The following is a 26,628-nucleotide window of genomic DNA, read 5'->3' as shown; positions in this document are numbered from 1 at the left end:
TTCTCGCGGACTACTGCGACCCGCGATCTTCCGGCACTCTGTGGTCCGTTCAACGCGCGTCGACCCATGTCCCATCCCCCCTCACCGGAGGACGCATGCGTGCACGGATCACCCCTCTCGGCACCCTCCTCGCGCTCGTCGCGGGCCTGCTCACCGCGCTCGTCACCGCCGGCCCCGCCCAGGCCGCGCCGCTCTTCAAGGCGCCCTTCCCCTGCGGGCAGACCTGGACCTACAGCCACCACTCGGCCGAGGTCCGCCAGGCGCTCGACTTCGTCCGCTCGGACGGCGGCACCACCGCCGGCACCCCGGTCCTCGCCTCGGCGTCCGGCACCGCGTACCGCTACTCCCAGCCGACCGGCGCCGGGAACTACATCGTGATCGACCACGGCGGCGGCTGGAAGACGTACTACTTCCACCTCAGCGCCTACTCCGTCGCCGACGGCGCCCAGGTCTCCCAGGGGCAGCAGATCGGCACCACCGGCAGCACGGGCAACAGCTCCGGCGCCCACATCCACTACGAGCAGCTCTACAACGGCGTCGGCCAGACCATCGTGATCAACGGCGCCTCCCTCGCCCCCTACCCCTCCTCCTACGGATCCAAGTCCCTGACCAGCGACAACGGCTGCTCGGGCGGGGGAGGCGGAAAGTACTGGGTCGACACCTTCGCCAACGCCACCGGCTACGCCCAGGCGAACACGAACGACCCGCAGGGCGTCCTGAACGCGGGCACGAACTACGTGTACTGCAAGGTCTGGGGCGCCGAGGTCCGCGACGGCTCCGGGAACTACAACCACTGGTGGCTGCGGACCGACCTCGACACCGTCTACGCCGGGAAGAACGGCTACGGGGCGTACGTCTCCGCGTACTACCTGTCCCGCTGGGGCAACGACGAGGCCCGGGACAACAACGGGACCGTGATCCCCAACTGCTGAAAGCCCTGCGGAAAGGGCAGGAGCCCCGCTCGTGCCGCGAGGCACGGAGCGGGGCTCCTTGGGTACTGCGCTAGATCAGCGTGTCAGCCGACCCGGGCAACTTAGGCCGGGGTGACGTTCTCCGCCTGCGGGCCCTTCGGGCCCTGCGTGACGTCGAAGGTCACGAGCTGGTTCTCCTCGAGCGAGCGGAAGCCGTTCGCGTTGATCGCGGAGTAGTGGACGAAGACATCCGGGCCGCCGCCGTCCTGGGCGATGAAGCCGAAGCCCTTTTCAGCGTTGAACCACTTCACGGTTCCGGTAGCCATGAGCCCTCCTATGGGCCAAAGGGTCGCCCTGCTCCAGAACCTGCAAACAAGTCTGAAAACTACAAAAGCCTGCGGGTCACATGCTCCGCAGGCTCTGTACTGCAAGGGAAACCAAACTGCAACTTGCGTCGAGCCTAGCACGCAGGACGCTCGGGGCGGTAGAGGGAAAGATCACGTCACCCGCATGTTTGATTCCGTTCCGTGTGCTGACGCGCGCGCCCCGGCGATGCCCACACCGTGAGACGGGTCTAGCCTCGCGATGTGGACAAAGCAACCGACGACCAGCGCAGCCGGCCCCGCGTCGGGCACATCCAGTTCCTGAACTGCCTCCCCCTCTACTGGGGCCTCGCCAGGACCGGGACGCTCCTCGATCTCGAGCTCACCAAGGACACCCCGGAGAAGCTCAGCGAGCGGCTCGTCCGGGGCGATCTCGACATCGGCCCCATCACCCTCGTCGAATACCTCCGCAACGCGGACGACCTGGTCGCGCTCCCGGACATCGCCGTCGGCTGCGACGGCCCCGTCATGTCCTGCGTGATCGTCTCCCAGCGGCCCCTGGCGGAGCTCCACCACGCGCGCGTGGCCCTCGGCTCCACCTCCCGCACCTCCGTGCGCCTCGCCCAGCTGCTGCTCTCCGAGCAGTACGGGGTCGAGCCCGACTACTACACCTGCCCGCCCGACCTCGGCCTGATGATGCAGGAGGCGGACGCCGCCGTCCTCATCGGCGACGCCGCGCTGAGGGCCTCCCTGCACGACGCGCCCCGGCTCGGGCTCCAGGTCCACGACCTGGGGCTCATGTGGAAGGAGTGGACGGGCCTGCCGTTCGTCTTCGCCGTCTGGGCGGCGCGCAAGGACTACCTGGCGCGCGAGCCGGAGACCGTCCACGAGGTGCACCAGGCGTTCCTGGCCTCCCGCGACCTCTCCCTCGAAGAGGTCGCCAAGGTCGCCGAGCAGGCCGCCCGCTGGGAGACCTTCGACGCCGAACTCCTGGAGCGCTACTTCCGCACGCTCGACTTCCGTTTCGGCCCCGAGCAGCTCGCCGGCGTACGGGAGTTCGCCCGCCGCACCGGCCCCACGACCGGCTTCCCGGCGGACGTCGCGGTGGAACTCCTGCCCCCTCCGGCGCGATAAGCGGCGGAGTCGGCGGGAGCCGCCGAGGAAAGGCGCGGGAAAGAAATACCGGTGCGTCCGCCCGGTGCTCCGGACGCGCCTTTCCCGACGGCTCCGTTAATACCGCGCCCCGGCCCCCGCCGGCCGCACCCGCAATTCACCGGATATTCACCGGACGCCCGTACCGACACCCTGCGGAAGCGGCGCGGAGCCCTGGCGTACGCTGGTTCGGTCGATCAGAACCCCTCCGAAAGGGACGCACCCGGTGACCGAGAAGGCCGAACTCCAGTCTGTTCTCGACCGCGCCGCCGCGGGTGGCCGGATCACCCCCGAGGAGGCGCTCGACCTCTACCGCTCGGCGCCCCTGCATGCGCTGGGCGCCGCCGCCGACGCGGTGCGCCGCCGCCGGTACGCGGGGACCGAGCACATCGCGACGTACATCATCGAGCGGAACATCAACTACACGAACGTCTGTGTGACGGCGTGCAAGTTCTGTGCCTTCTACGCCGCCCCGAAGGACACCGAGAAGGGCTGGACCCGCGACCTCGACGACATCCTGCGCCGCTGCGCGGAGACCGTGGAGCTCGGCGGCACCCAGATCATGTTCCAGGGCGGCCACCACCCGGACTACGGCGTCGAGTACTACGAGAAGCACTTCGCCGCCATCAAGGCCGAGTTCCCGCAGCTGGTCATCCACTCCCTCGGCGCCTCCGAGGTCGAGCACATGGCCCGCATCTCCGGCGTCTCCGTCGAGGAGGCGATCACCCGCATCCACGCCGCCGGTCTCGACTCCTTCGCGGGTGCCGGCGCCGAGCTGCTCCCCGAGCGGCCCCGCAAGGCCATCGCCCCGCTCAAGGAGAGCGGCGAGCGCTGGCTGGAGATCATGGAGATCGCCCACAAGCTGGGCGTCGAGTCCACCTCCACCATGCTCATGGGCACCGGCGAGACCAACGCCGAGCGGATCGAACACCTGCGCATGATCCGTGACGTGCAGGACCGGACGGGCGGCTTCCGGGCCTTCATCCCGTACACGTACCAGCCCGAGAACAACCACCTCAAGGGCCGCACGCAGGCCACGCTCTTCGAGTACCTGCGCATGATCGCCATCGCCCGGATCTTCCTCGACAACGTCGCCCACATCCAGGGCTCGTGGCTGACCACCGGCAAGGAGGTCGGCCAGCTCTCCCTGCACTACGGCGCCGACGACCTCGGCTCGATCATGCTGGAGGAGAACGTCGTCTCCTCCGCCGGTGCCAAGCACCGCTCCAACCGCCTGGAGATCATCGACCTCATCCGCAAGGCGGGCCGCGTCCCGGCGCAGCGCGCCACCACGTACGAGCACCTCGTCGTCCACGACGACCCGGCGAACGACCCGGTCGACGAGCGCGTCGCCTCGCACATCTCGTCCGTCGCGTTCGATGGAAACACAGCGGCGCGAAGCGCCTCCGGCAAGGGCGGTGGTGGGCGACGGGAGGGCGGCACGGCGCACCCCGAGCTGAAGCTCCTCGACGCGAACTGACGCGGACCGGCGCCACTGATGCTCACGCTCCACGTCGCCGAGGCGACCCCCGAGAGCGCCGTCCTGGTGGACGGCGCCCTCGTCGCGGCCGTCGGCCCGTACGAGGAACTGGCCGAGGCGCACCAGGACGCCCGGCTGCGGCGCTGGCCCGGCATCCTCACCCCCGGCCTCCTCAACCCGTACGGGCCGGAGCTCCTGGAGGAGACCTACCACCCGGACCCCCGGGAGGCGGCGGAGTTCGGCACCGAGCCGATCACGGGGGAGCGGGCGCGGGAGATCTTCCGCGCCGACCCCGCCCGGCGCGGGGCGAGCGCGCGCCGCGGGGTGCAGCGGCTCCTCGCGCACGGGACGGTCGCCATCGCCGGCGAACTGCGCGGCCGGCCCGCCGTGGACGCCGTGCGCCGGGCGGGTCTCGCCGTCGGCCGCCGCCCGGAGCGGCTCCCCGGGCCCCCGTCCCTCTCCCCGGTGCCGCTGGTGCTGCTGCCCGCCCTCGTGCCGGGAGGTCCTGCCCGCTTCGCCGTCTTCGACGTCCCCGACCGGGCGGCCCTCGTCCGCCTCGGCGCGTCGACCTGCGTCGCCACCGTCGTCGACGGCCGCATGGTCTTCCGGCGGCGCTGAGGCCCGCCCGGCTCAGCCGCCCTGGACCGTGGCGTCCTTCGCCTGCACCGGGTACGCGTCCGCGTACTTCAGCAGCTCGGTGAAGCGCGCGTCGCGCACGACGGTCAGCAGCTGGTCCGGGGTCACGGGCGCCGAGACGGTGTCCGAGGGGCTGACGGACAGCAGCACGCTGCTCCTGCCGTACCGCGTGACGGCCATGGACCCCAGGGTCTCCGGCCGGTTCACGGCCATCGCGTACAGCTGCGCGGTCCTGCCCCCGCCCAGCCCGGCCCTCTCGCAGGTCGTCCGCTTCGCCGGGACGTCCCGGCACTCCTGGAGGCGCTCGCCCTCCGCGGGCCGGATGGACAGCTTCACGCGGAAGTTCCGCCCGCCGGCGGTGATCCGGTAGTCGGAGACCTGGTCCGCGACCGGCCGGACGTCCGTGACGGACGCCGGGAGCAGCTCGTCGAGGAGCGCCGACACCTGCTGCTGGAACTGGGCGCGGCGGGCGCTCTCGGCGTCGGAGAGCTTCTCGGGCGGTGCCTGGCCCGGGGTCGGCTGCGCCGCCACCGGCGTGTGGTAAGCCGAGGGGAAGGCGGCCGGCGGCGCGCCGGGCACCGCGGCGCCGGTGCCGTCCGCCCCGGACAGCAGGGAGAGCCCGAGCGCGGCCGCGGTCACCGTGCCGAAGACGCCGCCGGCGACGGCGGTCCGGGCCCGCGCGCGGCGCCTGCGGCCCAGGCGTACGGCGACGGGCGCGAGGTCGGGAAGAGGGGGCAGCTCCTGCGTCGTCCGGTCCATGGCACGGCGGAGCATCGTGACGTCGTCCACTCAGGGCCTCAGCTTCCGATGGCGTGGTGGTGGTGGAGGTGGGGATCGGCGGCGTAGAGGTGTGCCTCGCCGAGGTGCTCCCGGAGCCGGGCCAGGGAGCGCGAGCACTGGCTCTTGACCGTCGCCTCGCTGCAGCGCAGGAGCGAGGCGACGGTCTCCACGCTCAGGTCCTCCCAGTACCGCAGGACGACCATGGCGCGGGCTCTGGGCGGGAGCTCGGCCAGCGCGGCGAGCAGCGTGACCCTGAGGTCCGGCTGCTCCGTGCTCCGCGCCGGGCCGAGCCCGCCGGTCCTGGTGAAGGCGAGCAGATCGCGCAGCCCGCGTCGCCGTTCGGTGAGGAACGTGCGGGTGAGCACGGTCTTGGCGTAGGCATGCGGATGCTCCGCCGCCCCGGCCCGCCGCCAGTGCTGGAAGAGTTTCGCGAGCGTGGTCTGCGTGAGGTCGCGGGCGTTCTCCGCGTCCCCGCACAGCAGGTACGCGGTGCGGTACAGCCGCGTCTGCGCGGAACGGGCGAACTCCTCGAACCCGATGTCCGAGCCCAGCGGTGACGGCATCTCGCTCCCTTCGTCTGCACTGTCACCCGTCCTTGAGCGCGCTCGCCGGGAAAAGGTTGAAGGGAGATTCCGGGGAATCCTCCGGGGGCCGGGGCCGGTCCCCGCCCGGGAGGGGGGTGGCTGCCACAATGGCCTGGTGAGCCGAGCATCCCTGGACAAGCAGCCGCACGAAGTCGCCTCGATGTTCGACGACGTGGCGGCGAACTACGACCTGACCAATGACGTGCTCTCCCTCGGGCAGGACAGGCGCTGGCGCAAGGAGGTCGCGAAGGCGGTCGACGCGCGGCCCGCGCAGAAGGTCCTCGACCTGGCCGCCGGGACCGCGACCTCCTCGCAGCCCTTCGTGAAGGCGGGGGCGTACGTCGTCCCGTGCGACTTCTCCCTCGGGATGCTGCGGGTCGGCAAGAAGAACCACCCGTGGATGCCGTTCACCGCGGGCGACGGCACGAAGCTGCCGTTCCGCGACGACGTCTTCGACGCCGTCACCATCTCCTTCGGGCTGCGGAACATCCAGGACACCGAGCAGGCGCTCCGCGAGCTGCACCGGGTGACGAAGCCCGGCGGCCGCGTCGTGATCTGCGAGTTCTCGCACCCCACCTGGGCGCCGTTCCGCACGGTGTACGAGGAGTACCTGATGCGCGCGCTGCCACCGGTGGCCCGCGCCGTCTCCTCCAACCCCGACGCGTACGTGTACCTCGCCGAGTCCATCCAGTCCTGGCCTGACCAGCCGACCCTGGCGGGCATGATGCGGAAGTCCGGCTGGTCGCGGGTGGCCTACCGGAACCTGACGGGCGGCGTGGTCGCCCTGCACCGCGGCTTCAAGGCCTGAGCGCCCCGCACCGCGGCTTCAAGGCCCGAGCCCCGCGCTCCTAGACTTTCCCCACCCTTTTCCTCACCCTTTTTTCCTCGACCCCTTCGGGAGACCCGCCGTGACCGAGCAGCCCCTCTCCGAGCACAGCGCCGATGTGATCGTCGTCGGGGCGGGCCCGGCCGGCTCCACCACCGCCTACTACCTGGCGAAGGCCGGACTCGACGTCCTGCTCCTGGAGAAGACCGCGTTCCCGCGCGAGAAGGTCTGCGGCGACGGCCTCACCCCCCGCGCCACCAAGCAGCTCGTCGCCATGGGCATCGACATCTCCGAAGAGGCCGGCTGGCTGCGGAACAAGGGCCTGCGGATCATCGGCGGCGGCGTCCGGCTGGAGCTCGACTGGCCGGAGCTCGCCTCGTACCCGGACTACGGACTCGTCCGCAAGCGCGACGACTTCGACGAGCAGCTCGCCCGGCAGGCGCAGAAGGCCGGCGCCCGGCTGTACGAGCGCTGCAACGTCGGCGCCCCGATCATCGACGACCGCACGGGCCGGATCACCGGCGTCCACGCCAAGCTCGGCGAGGAGAAGCGCGAGGTCACCTTCCACGCGCCGCTCGTCGTCGCCGCCGACGGCAACTCGACCCGGCTCTCCCTCGCCATGGGCCTGCACCGGCGCGAGGACCGGCCGATGGGCGTCGCCGTCCGCACGTACTTCACCTCGCCCCGCCACGACGACGACTACCTGGAGTCCTGGCTGGAGCTGTGGGACCGGCGCGGTCCGCAGGACCGGCTGCTCCCCGGCTACGGCTGGATCTTCGGCATGGGCGACGGCACCTCCAACGTCGGCCTCGGCATCCTCAACTCCTCCTCGGCGTTCAAGGAGCTGGACTGGCGCGAGGTCCTCAAGGCCTGGTGCGCCTCGATGCCGGAGGACTGGGGCTACACCCCGGAGAACATGACGACGCCGATCCGCGGCGCCGCCCTCCCGATGGCCTTCAACCGCCAGCCGCACTACACCAAGGGCCTGCTGCTCGTCGGTGACGCGGGCGGCCTCGTCAACCCGTTCAACGGCGAGGGCATCGCGTACGCCATGGAGTCCGGCCAGATCGCGGCCGACGTCATCGTCCAGGCGCACGCCCGCACCACCCCGGCCCAGCGCGAGCTGGCCCTGCGGAACTACCCGCAGATCCTCAAGGACACCTACGGCGGCTACTACACGCTGGGCCGCGCCTTCGTGAAGCTCATCGGCAACCCGAAGGTCATGAAGATCGCGACCCAGCGCGGTCTGACCCACCCGCTGCTGATGAAGTTCACCCTGAAGATGCTGGCGAACCTCACGGACCCGACGGGCGGCGACGCGATGGACCGCATCATCAACGGCCTGTCGAAGGTGGCGCCGAAGGCGTGACGCCCGTGCCTGACGCCTGCGCCTGACCCCGTCAGGCGCAGCGGGTGAGGAACGGCCGGGTCAGCAGGGACCGGGGCACGAGGGCGCGCAGCTCCGGGAGCCGGCCGGCGTACTCGTGGCGACAGGGACGGGCCGGCCAGATCGCCTCCGCGAGCAGGGCGAGCAGATGGAGCTGGGCGCGCGACAGGCCGCCCAGCTTCTCCCGCATGTTGGTGACGTGGAACTTGACGGTGCGTTCGGTGATGCCGAGGCACTCGGCGAGATCCGTGTTCGACTCGCCGCCGGGCATCGCCGACAGGACCTCGATCTCGCGGTCCGTCAGGGTGTCCAGGTGGCGCAGGGCGGTGGTGACCGGGTTGATCCGGGCGGCCCTCGATCCGTCGGCCTCGACCGGCGCGGAATCGCAGTACTGGCACTGACGAAGCATGTGTCTCCCCCCAGAGAATGCATTCGCTGAACCGCAGCACCTGGTTTCCGGCGGGAACGGTGAGCGGACGCATCACCAAACCACGCCCACGGCCGGATCGGAACGCACCGGGGAGGCCCCGGCGGCCGGAAAACACCGGAGCCGCCGGCCCGGGACCCGCGGCCCGGCGGCTCAGCCGGCGAGCGTGGCGGCCAGTCTCAACCGTTCGTTGAGCTCGGTCTTCGCCTGGTTCAGGGTCTCCGCGTTCTGCTCGATGTTCCGCTTCTGGTAGGCGCTCTCGACGGTGTACCAGACGCCGACGAGGTTGGCCTTTTCCTTACAGGCGACGTCCTGCTTCGCGGCGGCGATCGCCCGGGGGCTGCCGAAGGTGTTCGGGTCGAGGCCCAGGTCTCTCTGCGGGCTGACGGGATTGTTCGCCTTGTAGCCCTTCTCGGCCATGCAGGCCGACCAGGCCTTCACGGCGGCGACGACCCGGGAGTCCTCGCGGGAACGGGCGTACGCGTCCCCCGACACGCTGAAGACGAACATGGCGTCCACCGCGCCCTTCTTCGGCGCGTAGACCGTGAGGAAGCCCTCCCGGATGCAGCCCCCGATGGGCACCTTCTGCCCGTTCAGGGTCTTGCCGCTGTCCTTGGCCTTCGCCTCCTCCAGGCTCATCGGCTGGGGGCCCTTGTACGCGGGGCCGTTGAGCGCGAGGTCGCCGCTCGCGCCGAGGTCCACGGTGGCGGGCTTCGCCGGCCGCTGGGCGCCCTGGTTCGGGGTGTAGCCGTAGCGGGCCGCGGCCGTGGCGTCGGTCAGGCCGTACCGGCGCGCGTTGGACCGGCCGCCGGGGGCGGGCGACAGCGGCATCTCGTACGTGAACCCGAAGCGCTTCATGCAGTCGCCGGTCACCCGGGCCTGGGCCTGCTCCAGCTTGCGGCGCTGGTCGTCGGTGGTCTCGTAGGCGTCCAGCGGGTACGAGAGGCCGGTCGTCGACAGCAGCCGGGGGACCGTCCCGATCCCGGGCTCGCGCGCGGAACCGCCGCCACCGCCGTCGGGCCCGGAGGAGCAGGCGGTGAGGAGCGCGGCGCTCAGCAGGAGAACGGTCGCGCGGGCGGCGGGTGGACGCATGGGGCTGCTCCAGGGACGGGGGCGTGTCTACGATGGGAGCAGCCGTTGCTCCGCCCGCTTCTCTCGGGCGGAGCAACGGCTGCCGTGTCTCAGCGCGTGTGCCGAGGACCGCTCAGGCGGGTCAGCTGGCCTCGTAGTAGTACGCGGAGGAGATCCTGTTCTTGAAGGTCGCGGTCGAGGTGCCGATGTAGCCGGCCGGCAGGCTGCCCTCGTCGCCGCCCGCGTAGGCGTCGGTGTAGACCCACCAGCGCACGGAGTCGCGGTTGTTGTAGCCGGCGGTGTTGTCGTTCACGAGCTCGCCCGTGCCGTTGCCCGGGCCCGGGAACCGCTGGTTGCCGGCCGAGAAGTCCGGGTCCTCGTAGTAGAGGTCCCAGACGGCGCCGGCCGGACCGGAGTTGTAGTACAGCCCGAACTCGCCGCCTTCCAGGTAGCCGTTCCTCTCGGTGGCCGAGGCCGAGCCCGCCGTGGCGAGTGCGCCCAGGCCGAGGGCGGCGAGCGCGATAGCCGTGGTGGCGACGCGACGGAGTGCAGTGCGCTGCATGTCGTTGCCTTTCCCGTAGCTGTTGCGGAGGTGGTCACTGCGGCCCGGAGCGGGCCGGTGCCCCATACGAACACCGTCAACTCCGGTGCGTCCACTGTCCGTTGAGACAGTTACCGGCCGGGCCGGCGCTGGCTATGCTCGGCCTTGTCGAGGCGCCGCAGGGTGCCGGAGACCTCTCGCGCGGGGGCTTTGCACGTGGCGGAGCGCACCGCCGCGTCGGCCCCCTCCCGCGCGTTCCCTGACGCCCCCTGGACGGGGACTCCCCGTCGGAAGGACCGTTTCTGATGAGACGCCTCATGGCTGCTCCCGTACTGATCGTCGCCCTCGGGATCGGGGGGTGTTCGAGCGGCGGGGACGGCGCGACCCCGCCGGCGCCGAGCACCGTAACCCCCGCCGCCTCCGCGACTCCCTCCGCGACCCCTTCGGCGGGGGCCTCCTCGGCCGCCGCCGGCTGGTCCGCCTACTACGACTGCCTGGGCGCCCAGGGCCTCAAGCTCCAGGGCAGCGGCGGTGTGAGGCGCGTCGACAAGGACGCCAACACGAGCGAGGCGATCGGCGCGGCGGAGAAGGCATGCGGGTCGCTCCTCCCCGGGAAGGAACCGCTCGACCCGGCGCGCCTCGCGGAGGCCAGGAAGTTCACCGCCTGCATGAGGGAGAAGGGCATCGCCGACTACCCGGACCCCGACCCGGCGACCGGCGACATCCCCGTCGAGGGCGGGCTGGGCGCGCGGCTGAAGAGCGACCCGAAGGTGATCGCGGCCCTGCGGGAGTGCCACCCGACGGCCCCCGCCGCCGACGGCGGGACGGTCGAAGGTGGCTGACGCCGGCCCGGTCGACACGGCCGCGCCCGGCGGCACCGGGACGGAGGAGGACTCCCGGGCCCCCGGCGGCGACGCCGGGGGCGCCCGGATGAACCGGCGCCGCTTCTGGGTCGCCGCCCTCGTGGCGGGGGCGGTCGTCCTGACCGGCGCCGGCGTCGCGGCCACCTCGCTGATCCGCTCGCCCGCGCAGGTCGCGGCCGACGCGGAGCCGCCACCGCAGGACGTGCTGGTCGCCCGGGTCGAGAACCGGGTCCTCGCGGAGACCGTCGTCCTGCGCGGCACCGTCGTGGCGGGCCAGACCGTCCAGGTCGCGCCGGTCTCCGCGGGCGGGGAGGGCGCCGTCGCCCCCGTGATCACCAAGGTGCCCGTGAAGAACGGGGACGCCGTGCACCCCGGCCAGGTGCTCCTGGAGGTCTCCGGTCGGCCCGTCTTCGTCCTGCGCGGCGGCCTGCCCGTCTACCGGGACCTCAAGCCCGGCGCCACCGGCGAGGACGTGAAGCAGCTCCAGGGCGCGCTCGCCGCGCTCGGCCACGGCCGCGGCGGCGACGCCAGGGGCACCTTCGGCCCCGGCACGAAGGAGGCCGTCGAGGAGTTCTACTCCTCCATCGGCTACGACCCCAGGCCCGCCGTCGACGACGACGGCGCCGCCGTGGACGGCGCGAAGACCTCCGTCACCGGTGCCGAACGGGCCCTCGTGGACGCCCGCGACGCCCTCGCGGCCAACACGGACGACGCGCAGAAGAAGACGCTGAGGAAGGCCCGCGACCGGGCCGCCGAGGACCTGGACACCGCCCGCGAGGCGCTCGCGAAGGCCGAGGCGGCCGCCGGGCCGATGGTCCCGGCCGCCGAGGTCGTCTTCGTACGGACCTTCCCCGCACGCGTCGCCACCGTGACGGCCCGGCCGGGGGCGCAGGTCTCCGGCACCGCGATGACCCTCTCCTCCGGCAGGCTCATGGCCCAGGGCTATCTCCAGAACCACCAGAAGGGGATGGTCCGCGCCGGACAGAAGGTGCGGATCCTCGCCGAGACGACCGGACAGGAGGCCACCGGCCGCGTGGTCTCGGTGGCGGACACCCCCTCGCAGCAGCAGGACCAGCAGCCCGACACGCAGGGATCCGGACCCGACGGGAACGGCGCCACCGGCGGGGGAGGGGGCGGCACGCAGGGCAACGGCGCCACCGGCTACCTCTTCACCGTCGACCCCTCCCGCGAACTTCCCCCGGGCCTCGCGGGCCAGGAGGTGCGCCTCACCATCGAGGCCGCCTCCACCGACGGCAAGGCCCTCGTCGTCCCGGTCACCGCCGTCTCCGCGGGCGTCGACGGCAGGACCGTCGTCACGACCGTCGACGGCACCGGCCGGCAGCGGCGGATCGAGGTGCGGACCGGCACGACCGGCGACGGCTTCGTCGAGGTCCTACCGGCCACCCCAGGCGCGCTCAAGGAGGGCGACGAGGTCGTCACCGGGGTGAACCCGGGCGCGGCCCCGGGCGGTCCCGAGGGGGCGCGGTGAGCGGGACGGGAGACCGGGACGCCCCCGTCATCGAGTTCCGCGAGGTGGCCCTCACCTACCCGGGCCCGCCGCCCGTCGCCGCCCTCAAACCCTGCGGACTCACCGTGCGCAGAGGCGAGTTCATCACCGTCGTCGGCCCCTCCGGATCGGGCAAGTCGACCTTCCTGAACGTCGCGGGACTGCTCGACGCCCCCACCGGCGGCACGTACCTCCTGGACGGCATCGACACGGCGGCACTGCGCGACGCGGAGCGCACGGCCCTGCGCGGGCGGCGGATCGGCTTCGTCTTCCAGGCCTTCCACCTCCTGCCGCACCGCAGCGCCACGGAGAACGTCACGCTCTCGATGGTCTACTCGGCGGTGCCCCGCGCCGAGCGCCGCGCCCGGGCCCGTACCGCCCTCGAACGGGTGGGACTCGGCCACCGGGCCGAGGCGCTGCCCGGCCGGCTCTCCGGCGGCGAACGCCAGCGGGTGGCCATCGCCCGCGCCCTGGCCGGCCGCCCCTCGCTGCTCCTGTGCGACGAACCGACCGGCAACCTCGACTCGGACAACGCCGGATCCGTCCTCGACCTCCTCGGCGAACTGCATGCCTCCGGCATGACGATCCTCGTGATCACCCACGACGCGGAGGTGGCGGCGCGCGGCGGGCGCACCGTGACGATCCGCGACGGCGTGCTGAGCGAGCCGGCATGAGGGGCCCCGGGAAGCGACTGGTCGAACCCTCCCGGCTCGCGGCCCGCGACGTCCTCGCCGAGGCCGTCGCCGGAATGCTCCAGCGCCCCGGCCGCTCGGTCCTCACCGCGCTCGGCACCGTCCTCGGCGTCGGCACCTTCGTGGCGATCCTCGGGCTGACCGCGACGACCTCCTCGCAGATCGACGCGCGGTTCAACCTGCTCACGGCCACCGAGGTGACCGTCGAGGACATCGCCCGCGACCAGGACGAGTTCGCCGACCCCGCCTTCCCCGCCGACGCGGACGCCCGCGTCGAACGGCTCGGCGGGGTCGAGGACGCGGGCGTCTACTGGCCCGTCCGCCTGCCGCCCGGCACGGCCGTCCGCTCCGCGCCGGTCGGCGACGGCGCGGGCGGCGAGCGGACCGAGGTCGTCGCGGCGTCCCCCGGCGCGCTGCGGGCGGCGGCGCCGACCCTCGCCCAGGGCAGGCTGTACGACGCGTTCACGTCCGGGTCCGGGCAGCCGGTCGCGGTGCTCGGCAGGTCCGTGGCGGCCCGGCTCGGCATCACCACCCTGGAGACCCGGCCGGCGGTGTTCATCGGCGACGAGCCCTTCACCGTCGCCGGGATCATCGACGACGTGAAGCGCAGACCCGACGTCCTGATGTCGGCCACCGTGCCCCGCACGACCGCCGAGAAGCTCTGGGGGCCGCCCCAGCAGGGCGACGCGAAGATGCTGATCACGACGGCGACGGGCGCGGCCCGCCAGATCGCCCGGGAGGCGCCGGTCGCGCTGCGCCCGGACCACCCGGAGTACCTGAGGGCGATACCGCCGCCGGACCCCAGGACCCTGCGCGCGGGCGTGACCGGCGACCTCGACCAGCTGTTCCTGCTCCTCGCGGCGATCTGCCTGGTGATCGGCGCGGTCGGCATCGCCAACACGACCCTGGTCGCCGTCCTGGAGCGGACCGGCGAGATCGGCCTGCGGCGAGCCCTCGGCGCCCGGGGACGGCACATCACCGTCCAGTTCCTCACGGAATCGGGTGCTCTGGGCGCGGTGGGTGGGCTCGTCGGCACGGCGCTCGGGGTGTCGACGGTGATCGGGGTGGCGCTGGTGCGGCACTGGACGCCGGTGATGCACACGGGGACGGTCGCCGCGGCCCCGGCCGTCGGCCTGGTCACGGGCGTCGTCGCCGGCCTTTACCCGGCCTGGCGCGCCTCCCGGATCCAGCCGGCCGAGGCGCTCCGCCGCTGAGGCGACACGGCGAAGGGCCGTCCCTCCCCCGAGGAGTGACGGCCCTTCGTCGTACGAGAGGGGTGGATCAGAGGATGCGGACCGCGCCCGAGGGGGTGTCCCAGTCCATGGTGTGCTCGACCACGCCGCTGGAGGGGTTCTGCGCGCCGACGTACTTGCCGCCGCCCACGTAGATGGCCACGTGGTACGAGCCGCTGCGGCTGCCCCAGTACAGGACGTCGCCCGGTTGCAGGTTGCTCAGGGAGACCTCGGTGCCCATGCTCGACTGCTGGTACGAGATGCGGGGCAGGTCGATGCCGGCCGCGCGGTAGGCGGCCTGGACGAGGCCGGAGCAGTCCCAGGAGTTGGGGCCGGTGCCGCCGGAGACGTAGGCGTCGCCGATCTGGGCGCGGGCGAAGGCCACGATCGTGGCGGCGGCGCCGGAGGGGGCCTGCGTCCGGGTCTCGTTCTGCGAGGCGGTGGAGCCGCTGTCGGAGGACGAGGAGCCGCTGTCGCTGGACGCGCTCGTGGTGGAGAGCTGGGTGCGGGCGGCGTCGCGCGAGGCGCGCTCCGCGGCGTCCCGGCGCTCCTGCTCGGCCTTGAGGCGGGCCTTCTCGGCGCGCTCGGCCGCGGCCTTGCGCTCGGCCTCGGCCTTGGCCTTCTTGGCCTCCTGCGCGGCCTTGTGCAGCGCCGCGTCCTCCTGCGTCTGGAGGCTCTGGTCGAGGGCCTCCTGCTGGGAGGCCTCGGCGGAGGCGGCCACGGCGCTGGCGAGGCCGGCGCCGTCGGCGAGCGAGCCCAGGGTGGGCATCTCGATGGTCTCGGTCACCGGCTCGGCATTCGCCGGCCCGGCAGCACCGGCCACCGCGATGGTGCCGAGGACGCCACCGGCAACTCCGGCGCGGAGCGCCATCTTCGAGGCGCTGCGGCGGGGCTTCCGGTGGCTGGGTATGTGAGCGGTGTGGGACATGGGACAACCGCTATCAGGGCTTCGCGGTTCCCTTCAAGAAACGTGGAGTGCGCCACAGTTGCCACCGGAACCGTTGAATCCGCCGCCGTGACGCCCTTATTGACGCCGTAACGGGCATATCGGGCACGGCTCATCTGGCCCTTGATCACGGGTTTTCATTGAAACGCCCGAATTGCCCGACGCTTACCACCTCTTGACGCCCTTGGCCAAGCCCTCTTTTTTCGGCCTTCCCGAGAGGTGACGCAGGTCACACTCCAGCTCGTGAACGCGCGCACGCGTCCACCTCCGTACGCCCAACCCCCCTACCGGGCGAAGGCGGTTCCCTTATCACCCGGACGCATCCATCGCCAATTTGCCTGTAGCTGCCAACACTTGATAGTGCAACACCCCCTCCGAGCAGCGATTTCCGGTACGGATGTCACATCTGGTGATCACCTGGGTGCTTCGCGCGACAAGATCACCGCTCATCCGGCTTCATGATCCTTCGTCAGGTGGTGGAGATCACAAAGTCCGCGCTGTACCCCGTGTCGCAGATCACAGAGGGGCGGGCATAAGATGCGGGGCAGCCGGGCTTGTGAACTGCCTCACATGGGGGCGATCTTTCACGGTCCGGCGGTGCGGTCCAACGGTCAAGGACGACTGGAAGGAGCGAGGAGCGTGAATGCGTACGCGCCCGTCCTCGTGCTCGGTGCCCTGGGTGCGGGGTTTGCGATCTTCTCCGTGGTCATGGCCACGCTTATCGGGCCAAAGCGGTACAACAGGGCGAAACTAGAGGCGTACGAGTGCGGCATCGAGCCGACGCCCACTCCCGCCGGGGGCGGCCGCTTCCCGATCAAGTACTACCTGACGGCGATGCTCTTCATCGTCTTCGACATCGAGATCGTCTTCCTCTACCCCTGGGCCGTCACCTTCGACGCCCTGGGGCTTTTCGGGCTCGTGGAGATGCTGCTCTTCGTGCTCACCGTCTTCGTCGCCTACGCGTACGTGTGGCGGCGCGGCGGCCTGGAATGGGACTGAGGGGCTGAGGAGCACCCAATGGGACTCGAAGAGAAACTCCCGAGCGGCTTTCTGCTGACGACGGTCGAGCAGGCCGCGGGCTGGGTCCGGAAGGCCTCCGTCTTCCCCGCGACCTTCGGCCTCGCCTGCTGCGCCATCGAGATGATGACCACCGGAGCCGGCCGGTACGACCTGGCCCGCTTCGGCATGGAGGTCTTCCGCGGCTCGCCGCGCCAGGCCGACCTGATGATCGTGGCCGGCCGGGTCAGCCAGAAGATGGCGCCCGTCCTGAGGCAGGTCTACGACCAGATGCCCAACCCCAAGTGGGTCATCTCCATGGGCGTCTGCGCCTCCTCGGGCGGCATGTTCAACAACTACGCGATCGTGCAGGGCGTCGACCACATCGTGCCGGTCGACATCTACCTGCCCGGCTGCCCGCCGCGTCCGGAGATGCTCCTGGACGCGATCCTCAAGCTCCACCAGAAGATCCAGTCCTCCAAGCTCGGCGTGAACGCCGAGGAGGCGGCCCGCGAGGCGGAGGAGGCGGCGCTCAAGGCACTGCCGACCATCGAGTTGAAGGGTCTGCTCCGTTGAGTGACGAAACCCCGAACCCCGAGAAGGAGCTCAGCGGGCAGAACCTGCCGGGCCAGCGCGGGGACCACGGCGAGGAGGTCCGCGTCCAGCGCGGCATGTTCGGTGCCCAGAGCGGCGCCGACACCTCCGGCTACGGCGGCCTCGTCCGCTCGATCCGGCTCCCCGGCCCGGCCGCCCGCCCCTACGGCGGCTGGTTCGACGAGGTCGCCGACGAGCTGGAGGGCGCCCTGGAGGAGCAGGGGCTCCTCCCGGAGAACGCCATCGAGAAGACGGTCGTCGACCGCGGCGAGCTCACCTTCCACATCGAGCGCGAGCACCTGGTCCGCGTGGCCCGCACCCTGCGCGACGACCCCGCGCTCCGCTTCGAGCTCTGCACCGGCGTCTCCGGCGTCCACTACCCCGGCGACAAGGGCCGCGAGCTGCATGCCGTCTACCACCTGCGCTCGCTGACCCACGGCCGGCTGATCCGCCTGGAGGTCTCGGCCCCCGACGCCGACCCGAGGATCCCCACGCTCACCGCCGTCTACCCGACGAACGACTGGCACGAGCGCGAGACGTACGACTTCTTCGGCATCGTCTTCGACGGCCACCCCGCCCTCACCCGGATCATGATGCCGGACGACTGGCAGGGCCACCCGCAGCGCAAGGACTACCCCCTCGGCGGCATCGCCGTCGAGTACAAGGGCGCCCAGATCCCGGCTCCGGACCAGCGGAGGTCGTACAGCTGATGTCCACCGAACACGCGTCTCCCCGAGAGACCACCGAAGGCGCCGTCTACACGGTGACCGGCGGCGACTGGGAAGAGGTCGTCCAGTCCGCCGCGAAGGCCGACGACGAGCGCATCATCGTCAACATGGGCCCCCAGCACCCGTCCACCCACGGCGTGCTCCGCCTGATCCTGGAGATCGACGGCGAGACCGTCACCGAGGCCCGCTGCGGCATCGGCTACCTCCACACCGGCATCGAGAAGAACCTCGAATACCGGACCTGGACGCAGGGCACCACCTTCGTCACGCGCATGGACTACCTCACCTCGTTCTACAACGAGACGGCGTACTGCCTCGGCGTGGAGAAGCTCCTCGGCATCACCGAGCAGATCCCGGACCGCGCCAGCGTCATCCGCGTCCTGCTCATGGAGCTCAACCGGCTCTCCTCCCACCTGGTGTGCATCGCCACCGGCGGCATGGAGCTCGGCGCCACCACGATCATGATCTACGGCTTCCGGGACCGCGAGATGATCCTGGACCTGTACGAACTGATCACCGGCCTGCGCATGAACCACGCGTTCATCCGCCCCGGCGGCCTCGCCCAGGACCTCCCGCCCGGCGCCGTCGACGCCGTGCGCGAGTTCGTGAAGACCATGAAGAAGAACCTGCCGGAGTACGACAAGCTCGCCACCGGCAACCCCATCTTCAAGGCCCGCATGCAGGACGTCGGCTACCTCGACCTCACCGGCTGCATGGCCCTCGGCGCCACCGGACCGATCCTCCGGTCGGCGGGCCTCCCGCACGACCTGCGGAAGACCGACCCGTACTGCGGCTACGAGAACTACGAGTTCGACATCCCGACCGCCGACACCTGCGACTCCTACGGACGCTTCCTCGTCCGCCTGGAGGAGATGCGCCAGTCCCTCCGGATCGTCGAGCAGTGCCTCGACCGCCTGGAGCCCGGCCCCGTCATGGTCGGCGACAAGAAGATCGCCTGGCCGGCGCAGCTCGCCCTCGGCCCGGACGGCCTCGGCAACTCGCTCGACCACATCAAGAAGATCATGGGCACCTCCATGGAGGCCCTGATCCACCACTTCAAGCTGGTCACCGAGGGCTTCCGGGTCCCCGCCGGGCAGGCCTACGCGGCCGTCGAATCGCCCAAGGGCGAGCTCGGCGTCCACGTCGTCTCCGACGGCGGCACCCGCCCCTACCGGGTCCACTTCCGCGATCCGTCCTTCACCAACCTCCAGGCCATGGCCGCGATGTGCGAGGGCGGCCAGGTCGCCGACGTCATCGTCGCCGTCGCCTCCATCGACCCCGTGATGGGAGGCGTCGACCGATGACGGAGAACGTCAGCCTCGGGATGCCCCAGCTTCCCGCGCCCCCGTACCCGGCGGACGTCCACGCCCGGCTCGCCGAGGACGCGAAGGCGATCGTCGACCGGTACCCGGACTCCCGCTCCGCGCTCCTCCCCATGCTGCACCTCGTGCAGGCGGAGGAGGGCCACGTGACCCGTACCGGCATGGCGTTCTGCGCCGAGACCCTCGGCCTGACCACCGCCGAGGTCACCGCCGTCGCCACCTTCTACACGATGTACCGGCGCAAGCCCTCCGGCGACTACCAGGTCGGCGTCTGTACGAACACGCTCTGCGCCGTCATGGGCGGCGACGCCATCTTCGAGGAGCTCAAGCAGCACCTCGGCGTCGGGAACAACGAGACGACGGACGACGGCAAGATCACGCTCGAACACATCGAGTGCAACGCGGCCTGCGACTTCGCGCCCGTCGTGATGGTCAACTGGGAGTTCTTCGACAACCAGACGCCCGAGTCCGCCAAGAAGATGGTCGACGACCTCCGGGCCGGACGCACCGTCGAACCCACCCGCGGCGCCCCGCTCTGCACCTTCAAGGAGACCGCCCGCATCCTCGCCGGCTTCCCCGACGAGCGCCCCGGCGCCGTCGAGGCCACCGGCGGAGCCGGCCCCGCCTCCCTCGTCGGCCTGCGCCTGGCCAAGGGCGAGACCCCGCACCACCGAATCGTCCACCCGCGCGGTGAGGCAGCCAGTCAGGAGGGGGAGTGATGACCTTGGCCGCCGAGATCAACAACAGCAGCCCCGAGAAGCTGCTCGCACCCGTCCTGTCGGCCTTCTGGGACCAGCCCGACTCCTGGACCCTGGAGACCTACCGGCGGCACGAGGGCTACGAGGGCCTGCGCAAGGCCCTCGCGATGAGCCCCGACGACCTCATCGCGTACGTCAAGGAATCCGGCCTCCGCGGACGCGGTGGCGCGGGCTTCCCCACCGGCATGAAGTGGCAGTTCATCCCGCAGGGCGACGGCAAGCCGCACTACCTCGTCGTCAACGCCGACGAGTCCGAACCCGGCACCTGCAAGGACATCCCCCTCCTCTTCGCCAACCCGCACTCCCTCATCGAGGGCATCGTGATCGCCTGCTACGCGATCCGCTCCAACCACGCCTTCATCTATCTGCGCGGCGAGGTCGTCCCCGTCCTGCGCCGCCTCCACGAGGCCGTCCGCGAGGCCTACGCCGCCGGCTACCTCGGCACGAACATCCTCGGCAGCGGACTCGACCTCGAACTCACCGTGCACGCCGGCGCCGGCGCGTACATCTGCGGTGAGGAGACCGCGCTGCTCGACTCGCTCGAAGGGCGCCGCGGCCAGCCCCGGCTGCGCCCCCCCTTCCCCGCGGTCGCCGGTCTGTACGCCTGCCCCACTGTGGTGAACAACGTCGAATCCATCGCCTCGGTTCCCGCGATCCTGAACAAGGGCAAGGACTGGTTCACCTCCATGGGGACCGAGAAGTCCCCGGGCTTCACGCTGTACTCGCTCAGCGGGCACGTCGCCTCGCCCGGCCAGTACGAGGCCCCCCTCGGCATCACCCTGCGCCAGCTCCTCGACATGAGCGGCGGGATGCGCCCCGGCCACCGGCTCAAGTTCTGGACCCCGGGCGGCTCCTCGACCCCCATGTTCACCGACGAGCACCTCGACGTCCCCCTCGACTACGAGGGCGTCGGCGCCGCCGGATCGATGCTCGGCACCAAGGCCCTCCAGTGCTTCGACGAGACCACCTGCGTCGTCCGGGCCGTCACCCGCTGGACCGAGTTCTACGCCCACGAGTCCTGCGGCAAGTGCACCCCCTGCCGCGAGGGCACGTACTGGCTCGTCCAGCTGCTCCGCGACATCGAGGCCGGCAAGGGCCAGATGTCCGACCTCGACAAGCTCAACGACATCGCCGACAACATCAACGGCAAGTCGTTCTGCGCCCTCGGCGACGGCGCCGCCTCGCCGATCTTCTCCTCGCTGAAGTACTTCCGCGCGGAGTACGAGCAGCACATCACGGGCAAGGGCTGCCCCTTCGACCCGGCCAAGTCGACCGCCTGGGCGGACAACCACAAGGAGGTGACCGCATGACCGTCACCACGTCCCACCCGGCGGGCGGCGGCAGCCCGGCCGTACCCCCGGAGGACCTCGTCACGCTGACCATCGACGGCGCCGAGATCTCCGTCCCCAAGGGGACGCTGGTCATCCGCGCCGCCGAACAGCTCGGCATCGAGATCCCGCGCTTCTGCGACCACCCGCTCCTCGACCCCGCAGGCGCCTGCCGCCAGTGCATCGTCGAGGTCGAGGGCCAGCGCAAGCCCATGGCCTCCTGCACCATCACCTGCACCGACGGCATGGTGGTCAAGACGCAGCTCACCTCGCCCGTCGCCGAGAAGGCCCAGCACGGCGTGATGGAGCTGCTGCTCGTCAACCACCCGCTGGACTGCCCGGTCTGCGACAAGGGCGGCGAGTGCCCCCTGCAGAACCAGGCCATGTCCCACGGCCAGGCCGAATCCCGCTTCGAGGGCGTCAAGCGGACCTACGAGAAGCCCATCCCGATCTCCACGCAGGTGCTGCTCGACCGCGAGCGCTGCGTGCTCTGCGCCCGCTGCACCCGCTTCTCCAACCAGGTCGCGGGCGACCCGATGATCGAGCTCATCGAGCGCGGCGCGCTCCAGCAGGTCGGCACCGGCGAGGGCGACCCCTTCGAGTCGTACTTCTCCGGCAACACCATCCAGATCTGCCCGGTCGGCGCCCTCACCTCGGCCGCCTACCGCTTCCGCTCCCGCCCCTTCGACCTGGTCTCCTCGCCGTCCGTCTGCGAGCACTGCGCCGGCGGCTGCGCCACCCGCACCGACCACCGGCGCGGCAAGGTCATGCGGCGGCTCGCCGCCGAGGACCCCGAGGTCAACGAGGAGTGGATCTGCGACAAGGGCCGCTTCGCCTTCCGGTACGCCCAGCAGCGCGACCGGCTCACCACCCCGCTCGTCCGGAACCCCGACACCGGTGAGCTGGAGGCCGCGTCCTGGCCCGAGGCCCTGGAGGCCGCCGCCCGCGGACTCGTCCGCGGCCGCACCGGCGTCCTCACCGGCGGCCGCCTGACCGTCGAGGACTCCTACGCGTACGCCAAGTTCGCCCGGGTCGCCCTCGACACCAACGACATCGACTTCCGGGCCCGGATCCACTCCGGCGAGGAGGCCGACTTCCTGGCCTCCGCCGTCGCCGGACGCGGCCGCGACCAAGGGGGCACCTCCCTGTTCGAGCGAAGCCGAGAACTTGGGGGAGGCTCGGGTGTCACGTACACCTCGCTCGAAGCCGCCCCGGCCGTGCTCCTCGTCGGCCTGGAGTCCGAGGAGGAGGCCCCCGGCGTCTTCCTGCGGCTCCGCAAGGCCTGGCGCAAGCACGGCCAGAGGACGTACGCCGTCGCCCCCTTCGCGACCCGCGGCCTGGAGAAGACGGGCGGCACCCTGCTGCCCGCCGCCCCCGGCACCGAGACCGAGTGGCTCGACGCCCTCACCTCCCGGGTCGGCCTCTCCGAGGACGGCGCCGCCGCGGCCGAGGCCCTCCGCCAGGAGGGCGCCGTCCTCGCCGTCGGCGAGCGGCTCGCGGGCGTGCCCGGCGCGCTCACCGCCGCGCTGCGCGCCTCCGTCGCCACCGGCGCCCGCCTCGTGTGGATCCCGCGCCGCTCCGGCGAGCGCGGCGCCGTCGAGGCCGGGGCGCTCCCCGCGCTGCTGCCCGGCGGCCGGCCCGCGACCGACCCCCGCGCGCGCGAGGAGGTCGCCGCCGCCTGGGGCGTCCGCGAACTCCCGCACCGCTACGGCCGCGACACCACCCAGATCGTGGAGGCCGCCGCCGCCGGCGAACTCGCGGCGCTGCTCGTCGCCGGCGTCGAGGTCGCCGACCTGCCGGACCCGGCACGCGCGCGCGAGGCCCTCGCATCGGCCTTCGTGGTCTCCCTGGAGCTGCGGCCGAGCGAGGTCACCGAGCACGCCGACGTGATCCTGCCGGTCGCGGCCGTCGCCGAGAAGCCCGGCACCTTCCTCAACTGGGAGGGCAGGGCCAGGCTCTTCGAGGCCGCGCTCAAGCCCGAGCAGATGACGAGGCCGCTCGCCCCGACCGACGCCCGCGTCCTCCACATGCTCGCCGACGCCCTCGACGTCCACCTCGGGCTGCCCGACCTGCGGTCCATCCGCGGGGAGATGGACCGGCTCGGCGGCTGGACCGAGGAGCGGGCCCTGGAGCCCACCGCGCACGGGGTGCCCGCGCCCCGGCCCGGCGACGGCGAGGCCGTCCTCGCCGGACACCGGCTCCTCCTCGACCTCGGCAGGCTCCAGGAGGGCGACGCCGCCCTGGCCGGCACCCGGCACGCCGCCGTCGCCCGGCTCTCCGCCACCACCGCCGCCGACACCGGCGTCAAGGACGGCGACGTCCTGGAGGTGACCGGCCCCGCGGGCTCCGTCACCTTCCCGCTCCAGGTCACCGAGATGCCCGACCGCGTCGTCTGGCTCCCGCTGAACTCGGCCGGCCGCGGCGTCCTCTCCGACACCGGCGCCCACCCCGGCGACCTGGTCCGCATCGGCCCGGCGACCCCGCAGGAGGTGCAGGCATGACCACGCCGCTCGCCGCCGAAGACCTGTCCATGTTCGGCACGGACCCCTGGTGGCTCGTGCTGATCAAGGCCGTCTTCTGCTTCGCCTTCCTGATGGTCACCGTGCTCTTCTCCATCGTGTGGGAGCGCAAGGTCGTCGCCTGGATGCAGCTGCGCATCGGCCCCAACCGGCACGGCCCCTGGGGCCTCCTCCAGTCCCTCGCGGACGGCGTCAAGCTGATGCTCAAGGAGGACGTGATCGTCCGGAAGGCCGACAAGGTCGTCTACGTCCTCGCCCCGATCATCGCCGCGATCCCCGCGTTCATGGCCATCGCCGTGATCCCCTTCGGCCCGGCCGGCAACGAGGTCTCGATCTTCGGCCACCGCACCGCGATGCAGCTCACCGACCTGCCGATCGCGATGCTGTACGTCCTCGCGGTCGCCTCCGTCGGCATCTACGGCATCGTCCTCGCCGGCTGGTCCTCGGGCTCCACGTACCCGCTCCTCGGCGGCCTGCGGTCCTGCGCGCAGATGATCTCCTACGAGATCGCCATGGGCGCGGCCTTCGCCTCGGTCTTCCTCTACTCCGGGTCGATGTCGACCTCGAAGATCGTCGAGGCGCAGGCGGACCGCTGGTTCGTGATCCTGCTGCCGGTCTCGTTCATCATCTACATCGTCACGATGGTCGGCGAGACCAACCGCGCCCCCTTCGACATGCCGGAGTCCGAGGGCGACCTCGTCGGCGGCTTCAACACCGAGTACTCCTCCATCAAGTTCGCGATGTTCATGCTCGCCGAGTACGTGAACATGGTGACGGTCTCGGCCGTGTCGGTGACCCTCTTCCTGGGCGGCTGGCGGGCCCCGTACCCGGTCTCCACCTTCTGGGAGGGCGCGAACCACGGCTGGTGGCCGATGCTCTGGTTCGTCATCAAGGTGCAGCTGCTGCTGTTCTTCTTCATCTGGCTCCGCGGCACCCTGCCCCGCGTCCGCTACGACCAGCTGATGAAGCTCGGCTGGAAGGTCCTCATCCCGGTCGCCGTGGTCTGGCTGATGCTGGTCGCCACCGTCCGCGCGCTGCGCAACGAGAACATCGCCTTCTCCAACATCGTGCTGTACGTGGCCGGCGCCGTCCTCGCCCTGCTGCTCCTCTCCTTCCTGGTCGACACGTTCCGCGACCGGAAGGCGAAGGCGGCCGCGCCCGCACCCGCCGACGAGCGCTCCTTCGACCCGATGGCCGGCGGCTTCCCCGTACCGCCCAAGCCCGGGCAGTCCCTGCCGCCCGTGCCGCGGCGCAGGCCCCGGCACGAGCGGGACCTCGTTGTCAGTGGTGGCCCCGATACTGCTACAGAGAGTGACGAAAGGGGGACGGACGGTGTCTGATTTCCAGAATCCGGTGGCCGGCTTCGGCGTGACCTTCAAGGCCATGTTCAAGAAGCGGCTGACCGAGCAGTACCCGGAGCAGCAGAAGACGACGGCGCCCCGCTTCCACGGCCGGCACCAGCTCAACCGTCACCCCGACGGTCTGGAGAAGTGCGTCGGCTGCGAGCTGTGCGCCTGGGCCTGTCCCGCCGACGCCATCTACGTGGAGGGCGCGGACAACACCGACGAGGAGCGCTACTCGCCGGGCGAGCGGTACGGCCGCGTCTACCAGATCAACTACGCCCGCTGCATCCTCTGCGGGCTGTGCATCGAGGCGTGCCCCACGCGCGCGCTGACGATGACCAACGAGTTCGAACTGGCCGACTCCTCCCGCGAGGCCCTGATCTACACCAAGGAGCAGCTCCTCGCGGGGCTGACCGAGGAGATGGTCGACACCCCGCACGCGATCTTCCCGGGCATGACCGAGCAGGACTACTACCGGGGCCTGGTCACCGAGGCCGCGCCCGGCACCGTCCGTCAGGTCGCCGTGTCCAAGGGGGAGAAGGGCGAGCCGGAGGGGGCGGACGCATGAGCGCGAACCTCGCGGCGTACGCGACCTCCACCGGTGAGGCCTTCCAGTTCTGGGTCCTCGGCACCGTCGCCGTCGTCGGCGCGCTGTCCACGATCCTGATGAAGAAGGCCGTGCACTCGGCGCTCTCCCTCGCCGGGACCATGATCGTCCTGGCGGTCTTCTACCTCGCCAACGGCGCGTACTTCCTCGGCATCGTCCAGATCGTCGTCTACACCGGCGCGATCATGATGCTCTTCCTCTTCGTCGTCATGCTGGTCGGCGTCACGGCCGCGGACTCGCTGAAGGAGACCATCAAGGGCCAGCGCTGGCTGGCCGCCGCCTGCGGCCTCGGCTTCGGCATCCTGCTCGCCGCCGGCATCGGGAACGCCTCGCTGAAGGACTTCGCCGGCCTCGGCGCCGCCAACAGCGCGAACGGCGGGAACGTCGAGGGCCTCGCCGCCCTCATCTTCACCAAGTACGTCTTCGCCTTCGAGATCACCGGCGCGCTGCTGATCACGGCGGCCGTCGGCGCGATGGTGCTCACCCACCGCGAGCGCACCGAGCGGGCCCGCACCCAGCGCGAGCTGTCCGAGCAGCGCGTCCGCGAGGGCAAGCACGTGCCGCCGCTGCCCGCCCCCGGCGTGTACGCCCGGCACAACGCCGTCGACGTCGCCGGTCTGCTGCCCGACGGCACCCCGGCGGAGCTCACCGTCATGGGGACCCTGCGCAAGCGGGGCCAGATCCGGGACGTGTCCCACGAGGCCCTCTCGGACCTCAAGGCGCTGGAGCAGCGCTCGGCCGAGCGCCTGGGCCGCGAAGAGGAGGCTTCCCGGTGAATCCCGTCAACTACCTGTACCTGGCCGCCCTGCTGTTCACCATCGGTGCGGCCGGGGTCCTGATCCGGCGCAACGCGATCGTCGTCTTCATGTGCGTCGAGCTCATGCTCAACGCCTGCAACCTCGCGTTCGTCACCTTCTCCCGCATGCACGGCAACCTCGACGGCCAGATCATCGCCTTCTTCACGATGGTCGTCGCCGCCGCGGAGGTCGTCGTCGGGCTCGCGATCATCGTGTCCGTCTTCCGTGCCCGCCACTCGGCCTCGGTCGACGACGCCAGCCTGATGAAGCTGTGAGGG

General features: G+C 71.4%; 28 protein-coding genes. 21 read left to right on the top strand and 7 right to left on the bottom strand.

Annotation, left to right across the window (positions count from 1 at the left end):
• The first annotated feature begins 95 nt into the window (after positions 1-95).
• Positions 96-932 (top strand): M23 family metallopeptidase, encoded by an 837-nt coding sequence (locus tag ACH4TP_RS04720; RefSeq protein ID WP_398435648.1) that lies wholly within the window; start codon positions 96-98, stop codon positions 930-932.
• Positions 933-1,033: 101 nt separating this feature from the next.
• Here the strand turns inward: ACH4TP_RS04720 and ACH4TP_RS04715 are convergent, their stop codons facing one another.
• Positions 1,034-1,237, bottom strand: coding sequence for a cold-shock protein (locus ACH4TP_RS04715; protein WP_030208785.1), 204 nt, complete (start codon positions 1,235-1,237; stop codon positions 1,034-1,036).
• A 261-nt stretch (positions 1,238-1,498) separates the two neighbouring features.
• Between ACH4TP_RS04715 and ACH4TP_RS04710 the strand changes: the two genes are divergently transcribed.
• From ACH4TP_RS04710 to ACH4TP_RS04700, 3 genes are all read left to right on the top strand, one after another.
• Positions 1,499-2,368, top strand: coding sequence for a menaquinone biosynthetic enzyme MqnA/MqnD family protein (locus ACH4TP_RS04710; protein WP_398183970.1), 870 nt, complete (start codon positions 1,499-1,501; stop codon positions 2,366-2,368).
• 244 nt (positions 2,369-2,612) lie between these two features.
• On the top strand, positions 2,613-3,866 hold the full coding sequence (mqnC, locus tag ACH4TP_RS04705; protein ID WP_389221159.1) for a cyclic dehypoxanthinyl futalosine synthase: 1,254 nt from the start codon (positions 2,613-2,615) through the stop codon (positions 3,864-3,866).
• An 18-nt stretch (positions 3,867-3,884) separates the two neighbouring features.
• Positions 3,885-4,484, top strand: coding sequence for an imidazolonepropionase-like domain-containing protein (locus ACH4TP_RS04700; RefSeq protein ID WP_398183976.1), 600 nt, complete (start codon positions 3,885-3,887; stop codon positions 4,482-4,484).
• A gap of 12 nt (positions 4,485-4,496) precedes the next feature.
• Here the strand turns inward: ACH4TP_RS04700 and ACH4TP_RS04695 are convergent, their stop codons facing one another.
• Both ACH4TP_RS04695 and ACH4TP_RS04690 read right to left on the bottom strand, forming a co-directional pair.
• Positions 4,497-5,291 (bottom strand): hypothetical protein, encoded by a 795-nt coding sequence (locus tag ACH4TP_RS04695; protein WP_398435645.1) that lies wholly within the window; start codon positions 5,289-5,291, stop codon positions 4,497-4,499.
• Between the two features lie 8 nt (positions 5,292-5,299).
• Complete coding sequence (locus tag ACH4TP_RS04690; protein ID WP_389221152.1) at positions 5,300-5,845, bottom strand: SigE family RNA polymerase sigma factor; 546 nt, start codon at positions 5,843-5,845, stop codon at positions 5,300-5,302.
• Positions 5,846-5,981: 136 nt separating this feature from the next.
• Here ACH4TP_RS04690 and ACH4TP_RS04685 point away from each other — a divergent pair, with 136 nt between their 5' ends.
• Together ACH4TP_RS04685 and ACH4TP_RS04680 are read left to right on the top strand one after the other, a co-directional pair.
• Positions 5,982-6,674 carry a demethylmenaquinone methyltransferase gene (locus ACH4TP_RS04685; protein WP_398435644.1) on the top strand — a complete coding sequence of 231 codons (693 nt, stop codon included), beginning with the start codon at positions 5,982-5,984 and terminating at the stop codon, positions 6,672-6,674.
• A 100-nt stretch (positions 6,675-6,774) separates the two neighbouring features.
• Complete coding sequence (locus tag ACH4TP_RS04680) at positions 6,775-8,061, top strand: geranylgeranyl reductase family protein (RefSeq protein WP_389221146.1); 1,287 nt, start codon at positions 6,775-6,777, stop codon at positions 8,059-8,061.
• A gap of 31 nt (positions 8,062-8,092) precedes the next feature.
• On the opposite strand, the gene ACH4TP_RS04675 is transcribed toward ACH4TP_RS04680, so the two are convergent.
• The 3 genes from ACH4TP_RS04675 to ACH4TP_RS04665 all read right to left on the bottom strand — a co-directional run bounded on the left by ACH4TP_RS04675 (position 8,093) and on the right by ACH4TP_RS04665 (position 10,139).
• Positions 8,093-8,488, bottom strand: coding sequence for a helix-turn-helix transcriptional regulator (locus ACH4TP_RS04675; RefSeq protein ID WP_389221143.1), 396 nt, complete (start codon positions 8,486-8,488; stop codon positions 8,093-8,095).
• A 171-nt stretch (positions 8,489-8,659) separates the two neighbouring features.
• Positions 8,660-9,598: a hypothetical protein gene (locus tag ACH4TP_RS04670; protein ID WP_389221141.1), complete on the bottom strand. Its 939-nt coding sequence runs from the start codon at positions 9,596-9,598 to the stop codon at positions 8,660-8,662.
• Positions 9,599-9,719: 121 nt separating this feature from the next.
• Complete coding sequence (locus tag ACH4TP_RS04665) at positions 9,720-10,139, bottom strand: hypothetical protein (RefSeq protein ID WP_389221138.1); 420 nt, start codon at positions 10,137-10,139, stop codon at positions 9,720-9,722.
• Positions 10,140-10,435: 296 nt separating this feature from the next.
• Between ACH4TP_RS04665 and ACH4TP_RS04660 the strand changes: the two genes are divergently transcribed.
• The 4 genes from ACH4TP_RS04660 to ACH4TP_RS04645 are packed head-to-tail and all read left to right on the top strand — an operon-like array spanning position 10,436 to position 14,394.
• Complete coding sequence (locus ACH4TP_RS04660; RefSeq protein WP_398435642.1) at positions 10,436-10,960, top strand: hypothetical protein; 525 nt, start codon at positions 10,436-10,438, stop codon at positions 10,958-10,960.
• A complete protein-coding gene (locus ACH4TP_RS04655) occupies positions 10,953-12,470 on the top strand; it encodes a peptidoglycan-binding protein (RefSeq protein ID WP_398435641.1) in 1,518 nt (505 codons plus the stop codon). Before ACH4TP_RS04660 ends, ACH4TP_RS04655 begins: the two co-directional genes overlap by 8 nt.
• Positions 12,467-13,162, top strand: coding sequence for an ABC transporter ATP-binding protein (locus ACH4TP_RS04650; RefSeq protein WP_389221130.1), 696 nt, complete (start codon positions 12,467-12,469; stop codon positions 13,160-13,162). Before ACH4TP_RS04655 ends, ACH4TP_RS04650 begins: the two co-directional genes overlap by 4 nt.
• Entirely contained in the window at positions 13,159-14,394 is a 1,236-nt protein-coding gene (locus tag ACH4TP_RS04645; protein ID WP_398435638.1) for an ABC transporter permease, read from the top strand. The genes ACH4TP_RS04650 and ACH4TP_RS04645 overlap by 4 nt, the downstream gene beginning before the upstream one ends.
• A 67-nt stretch (positions 14,395-14,461) precedes the next feature.
• On the opposite strand, the gene ACH4TP_RS04640 is transcribed toward ACH4TP_RS04645, so the two are convergent.
• Positions 14,462-15,340 carry a C40 family peptidase gene (locus tag ACH4TP_RS04640; protein ID WP_389221124.1) on the bottom strand — a complete coding sequence of 293 codons (879 nt, stop codon included), beginning with the start codon at positions 15,338-15,340 and terminating at the stop codon, positions 14,462-14,464.
• 657 nt (positions 15,341-15,997) lie between these two features.
• Here ACH4TP_RS04640 and ACH4TP_RS04635 point away from each other — a divergent pair.
• The 11 genes from ACH4TP_RS04635 to nuoK are packed head-to-tail and all read left to right on the top strand — an operon-like array spanning position 15,998 to position 26,625.
• The gene (locus ACH4TP_RS04635; RefSeq protein ID WP_019888619.1) at positions 15,998-16,357 is read left to right on the top strand and encodes an NADH-quinone oxidoreductase subunit A; all 360 of its coding nucleotides are present in this window, start codon (positions 15,998-16,000) and stop codon (positions 16,355-16,357) included.
• A gap of 18 nt (positions 16,358-16,375) precedes the next feature.
• Positions 16,376-16,930 carry an NADH-quinone oxidoreductase subunit B family protein gene (locus tag ACH4TP_RS04630; protein WP_030318842.1) on the top strand — a complete coding sequence of 185 codons (555 nt, stop codon included), beginning with the start codon at positions 16,376-16,378 and terminating at the stop codon, positions 16,928-16,930.
• Positions 16,927-17,658 (top strand): NADH-quinone oxidoreductase subunit C, encoded by a 732-nt coding sequence (locus ACH4TP_RS04625; protein WP_389221121.1) that lies wholly within the window; start codon positions 16,927-16,929, stop codon positions 17,656-17,658. Before ACH4TP_RS04630 ends, ACH4TP_RS04625 begins: the two co-directional genes overlap by 4 nt.
• Positions 17,658-18,980, top strand: a complete 1,323-nt coding sequence (locus ACH4TP_RS04620; RefSeq protein WP_389221118.1) for an NADH-quinone oxidoreductase subunit D — start codon at positions 17,658-17,660, stop codon at positions 18,978-18,980. Before ACH4TP_RS04625 ends, ACH4TP_RS04620 begins: the two co-directional genes overlap by 1 nt.
• Positions 18,977-19,717, top strand: coding sequence for an NADH-quinone oxidoreductase subunit NuoE (gene nuoE, locus ACH4TP_RS04615; RefSeq protein WP_398435635.1), 741 nt, complete (start codon positions 18,977-18,979; stop codon positions 19,715-19,717). The genes ACH4TP_RS04620 and nuoE overlap by 4 nt, the downstream gene beginning before the upstream one ends.
• Entirely contained in the window at positions 19,714-21,066 is a 1,353-nt protein-coding gene (gene nuoF / locus ACH4TP_RS04610) for an NADH-quinone oxidoreductase subunit NuoF (protein WP_398183994.1), read from the top strand. The genes nuoE and nuoF overlap by 4 nt, the downstream gene beginning before the upstream one ends.
• Positions 21,063-23,585 (top strand): NADH-quinone oxidoreductase subunit G, encoded by a 2,523-nt coding sequence (locus ACH4TP_RS04605; RefSeq protein WP_398435633.1) that lies wholly within the window; start codon positions 21,063-21,065, stop codon positions 23,583-23,585. Before nuoF ends, ACH4TP_RS04605 begins: the two co-directional genes overlap by 4 nt.
• Positions 23,582-24,943 (top strand): NADH-quinone oxidoreductase subunit NuoH, encoded by a 1,362-nt coding sequence (gene nuoH, locus ACH4TP_RS04600; protein WP_389221107.1) that lies wholly within the window; start codon positions 23,582-23,584, stop codon positions 24,941-24,943. Before ACH4TP_RS04605 ends, nuoH begins: the two co-directional genes overlap by 4 nt.
• A complete protein-coding gene (nuoI, locus tag ACH4TP_RS04595; RefSeq protein WP_398184001.1) occupies positions 24,936-25,514 on the top strand; it encodes an NADH-quinone oxidoreductase subunit NuoI in 579 nt (192 codons plus the stop codon). The genes nuoH and nuoI overlap by 8 nt, the downstream gene beginning before the upstream one ends.
• Positions 25,511-26,329: an NADH-quinone oxidoreductase subunit J gene (locus tag ACH4TP_RS04590; protein ID WP_389221101.1), complete on the top strand. Its 819-nt coding sequence runs from the start codon at positions 25,511-25,513 to the stop codon at positions 26,327-26,329. The genes nuoI and ACH4TP_RS04590 overlap by 4 nt, the downstream gene beginning before the upstream one ends.
• Positions 26,326-26,625, top strand: coding sequence for an NADH-quinone oxidoreductase subunit NuoK (gene nuoK, locus ACH4TP_RS04585; RefSeq protein WP_017239464.1), 300 nt, complete (start codon positions 26,326-26,328; stop codon positions 26,623-26,625). Before ACH4TP_RS04590 ends, nuoK begins: the two co-directional genes overlap by 4 nt.
• The last annotated feature ends 3 nt before the right edge of the window (positions 26,626-26,628 follow it).

Source organism: Streptomyces sp. NPDC021012 (genome assembly GCF_044333355.1).
Taxonomy (GTDB): domain Bacteria; phylum Actinomycetota; class Actinomycetes; order Streptomycetales; family Streptomycetaceae; genus Streptomyces.
Note: the sequence above shows the minus strand (reverse complement) of the source record. Positions and strands in the feature narration are given on the sequence as shown.